Annotated in this window: 3 protein-coding genes; all 3 read left to right on the plus strand. The window is 74.5% G+C overall.

Annotated features, from left to right (window positions below; translation table 11 throughout):
• Window positions 1–109: 109 nt before the first annotated feature.
• The 3 genes from trpB to lgt are packed head-to-tail and all read left to right on the plus strand — an operon-like array spanning window position 110 to window position 3,287.
• Window positions 110–1,474, plus strand: coding sequence for a tryptophan synthase subunit beta (gene trpB / locus AC0IVP_RS21720; protein ID WP_255353010.1), 1,365 nt, complete (start codon window positions 110–112; stop codon window positions 1,472–1,474).
• Window positions 1,471–2,280, plus strand: a complete 810-nt coding sequence (gene trpA / locus AC0IVP_RS21725) for a tryptophan synthase subunit alpha (protein ID WP_471759253.1) — start codon at window positions 1,471–1,473, stop codon at window positions 2,278–2,280. Before trpB ends, trpA begins: the two co-directional genes overlap by 4 nt.
• The gene (lgt, locus tag AC0IVP_RS21730) at window positions 2,277–3,287 is read left to right on the plus strand and encodes a prolipoprotein diacylglyceryl transferase (RefSeq protein WP_082557149.1); all 1,011 of its coding nucleotides are present in this window, start codon (window positions 2,277–2,279) and stop codon (window positions 3,285–3,287) included. The genes trpA and lgt overlap by 4 nt, the downstream gene beginning before the upstream one ends.
• Window positions 3,288–3,600 lie beyond the last annotated feature (313 nt).

Here is a 3,600-nt window from a genome sequence, read left to right on the forward strand (position 1 = left end):
GGACGCCGTGGCCGAACGTCGCCGACGTGGCGCGCCCCGCCGGCCGGTCCCACCGCGCTGACCAGCACCCGGTAGCCGGTTTGTCGGACCGCCCAGCCACACTGGTGGGGTGACTGCGACGACCGCCCCGCCCACCCCCGTAGCCAGCCTGACCAGGCCGCGCCCGGAGTGGCCGGACGCGACCGGGCACTTCGGTCCCTACGGCGGCCGGTTCGTGCCCGAGGCGCTCATCGCGGCCCTCGACGAGCTGACCGAGGCCTACGAGCAGATGCGCGTGGACCCGGTGTTCCTGGCCGAGTTCGAGCGGCTGCACCGCGACTACACCGGCCGGCCCTCCCCGATCACCGAGGTGCCCCGCTTCGCCGAGCACTGTGGCGGCGCCCGGGTGCTGCTCAAGCGCGAGGACCTCAACCACACCGGCTCGCACAAGATCAACAACGTGCTGGGTCAGGCCCTGCTCACCAAGCGCATCGGCAAGAAGCGCGTCATCGCCGAGACCGGCGCCGGTCAGCACGGCGTGGCCACCGCGACCGCGGCCGCGCTCATGGGCCTGGACTGCACGGTCTACATGGGCGAGGAGGACACCCGCCGCCAGGCGCTCAACGTCGCCCGGATGCGACTGCTGGGTGCCGAGGTCATCCCGGTGACCACCGGGTCCAAGACCCTCAAGGACGCCATCAACGAGGCCTTCCGCGACTGGGTCACCAACGTGGAGACGACGAACTACGTCTTCGGCACCGTCGCCGGCCCGCACCCCTTCCCGGCCATGGTCCGGGACTTCCAGCGGGTCATCGGCGACGAGGCCCGCGCGCAGCTGCTGGAGCGCGAGGGCCGGCTGCCCGACGCGGTGCTGGCCTGCGTCGGTGGCGGTTCCAACGCGATCGGCATCTTCACCGCCTTCGTGCCCGACGCCGACGTGCGGCTGGTCGGCCTGGAGGCCGGTGGCGACGGCGTCGAGACCGGCCGGCACGCCTCCTCGATCACCGGCGGCGACCCGGGCGTGCTGCACGGCGCCCGCTCCTACCTGCTGCAGGACGCCAACGGGCAGACCGTCGAGTCGCACTCGATCTCGGCCGGGCTGGACTACCCCGGGGTCGGCCCCGAGCACAGCCACCTGCACGACCTGGGTCGCGCGGAGTACCGCCCGGTCACCGACAGCCAGGCCATGGAGGCCTTCGCGCTGCTGTGCCGGACCGAGGGCATCATCCCGGCGATCGAGAGCGCGCACGCCCTGGCCGGGGCGATCACCCTGGGCCGCGAGCTGGGTCCCGACGCGCTGCTGCTGGTCAACCTGTCCGGCCGGGGGGACAAGGACGTGGAGACCGCCAGCGCCTGGTTCGGCCTGGGCGGGACCCGGGGTGACGCCCCGACCGACTCCGACGAGCGAGCCGTCGAGGACGGGCACGGCGGTGAGCCCGGTCCCGCGCTGGGGACCCCGGAGGAGACCACCGTGCAGGACGGGGACGCGCTGTGAGCGCCCCGGGCACGACCAGCCTGCTGGCCGAGCGGATCGGTGTCGCCCGGTCCGAGGGCCGCTCCGCGCTGATCGCCTACCTGCCGGTCGGGTACCCGACCGTGCCGGGCTCGATCGAGGCCATGGTGGCTGCGGTCGAGGGCGGTGCCGACGTCGTCGAGATCGGCGTCCCCTACTCCGATCCCGGCATGGACGGCCCGACGATCCAGGAGGCCGTCGAGGTCGCGGTCCAGGCCGGGGTCGGCATGGCCGACGTGCTGACCGCCGTGGCCGCCGTCGCGCAGGCCGGTGCGGTGCCGGTCGTCATGAGCTACTGGAACCCGATCGAGCGCTACGGCGTACAGCGTTTCGCCGCCGACCTGGCCGCCGCCGGGGGAGCGGGGGCCATCACCCCCGACCTCGTGCCCGACGAGGCCGCGGCTTGGATCGCGGCCAGCGAGGAGGCCGGGCTGGACCGGGTCTTCCTGGTCGCGCCGTCCTCCACCCCGGCCCGGCTGGCCACCACCACCGCGGCCTGCCGCGGGTTCGTCTACGCCGCCTCCACGATGGGCGTGACCGGGACCCGGGCCACCGTCGGGGACGCCGCCGAGGTGCTCGTCGCCCGCACCCGTGAGGCCGCGGGCGCCGACCTGGCGGTCTGCGTCGGCCTCGGGGTCAGCAACGGCGACCAGGCTGCCGAGGTCGCCGCCTTCGCCGACGGCGTCATCGTCGGTTCGGCCTACGTCCGACAGCTGCTGGACGGCCACGGCCCCGACGGGGTCCGCGCCCTGTCCGCCGACCTCGCCGAGGGGGTCCGGCGCCGGTGACCACCGAGCTGCTCGCCGCCATCCCCAGCCCCAGTCAGGGCACCTGGGAGATCGGGCCGTTCCCGCTGCGCGCCTACGCGTTGTGCATCATCGCCGGGATCGTGCTGGCCGCGGTCATCACCGAGCGGCGCTTCGTCGCCCGCGGCGGCGCCCCCGGCGACGTGCTGGACATCGCCGTGTGGGCGGTGCCCTTCGGCATCGTCGGCGGGCGCGTCTACCACGTGCTCACCACCCCCGAGCCCTACTTCGGTGAGAACGGCGACCCGGTGCGGGCCCTCTACATCTGGGAGGGCGGGCTGGGCATCTGGGGCGCGATCGTCCTGGGTGGGGTCGGTGCGTGGATCGCCTGCCGCCGTCGCGGTATCCCGCTGCCGGTCTTCGCCGACGCGCTGGCCCCGGGCCTGCTGGTCGCCCAGGCGGTCGGCCGGCTGGGCAACTGGTTCAACCAGGAGCTCTTCGGCGGTCCCACGACGCTGCCCTGGGCGCTGGAGATCGACCCCCGGTTCCGGCCGGAGGGCTACGAGCAGTTCGCCACCTTCCACCCCACCTTCCTGTACGAGCTGCTGTGGAACCTGGCCGCGGCGGCCCTGGTCGTCTGGGCCGACCGGCGCTTCCAGCTCTCGCACGGCCGGGCCTTCGCGCTGTACGTCGCCAGCTACTGCCTGGGCCGTGGCTGGATCGAGATGCTCCGCATCGACACCGCCGAGCGGTTCTTCGGGTTGCGCCTCAACGTGTTCACCGCCGTGATCGTCGGCGTGCTCGCGGTGGCCTACCTGGTCTGGCAGCGCGGCCGCCCGCGGGAGCTGCTCACCCGCGGCCAGGAGGCCCGGGCCGCGGTCGACGACGAGGCCGCCGACAGCACCCCGGTCGAGGACCCCACCGACGGTGTGGCGCCCACGGCTGCAGCCGACGCCGAGGCCTCGCGGACCGGCTCCTCGCCGGCCCGGGACAGCCCCGCGGACCCGCCCCCCACCAGCCCTTCCGCGTCTCCTGGAGACCGTCCCTGACCACGGCGTCAGCCACGGCGGCACCCCCGCTCGGGGAGACGTTCGCCTCACTGCCTGGGCGTGTCGCCAGTGTGTCCACTCTGTGTACGCTCGCCCCGAGGTCACCCAGCGATCCTGGGTGTACCGACCCTGTCGGAACGGGCCAGCGACGCCCCGCGCACGACACCCCGCGGGCACCCGACCGCGGGAGCGCGAGCGCCCTCGGGCACGCCGCACGGACCGGCCTGACCCCGCCCTGACCACGGACCGCCGGCACGAGACACCGACCCACCCGCGGGCACCAGCCCGCACCTGCACCGCCCCCGCCCGCACC

The sequence above is a fragment of the Klenkia sp. AC732 genome (assembly GCF_979256525.1).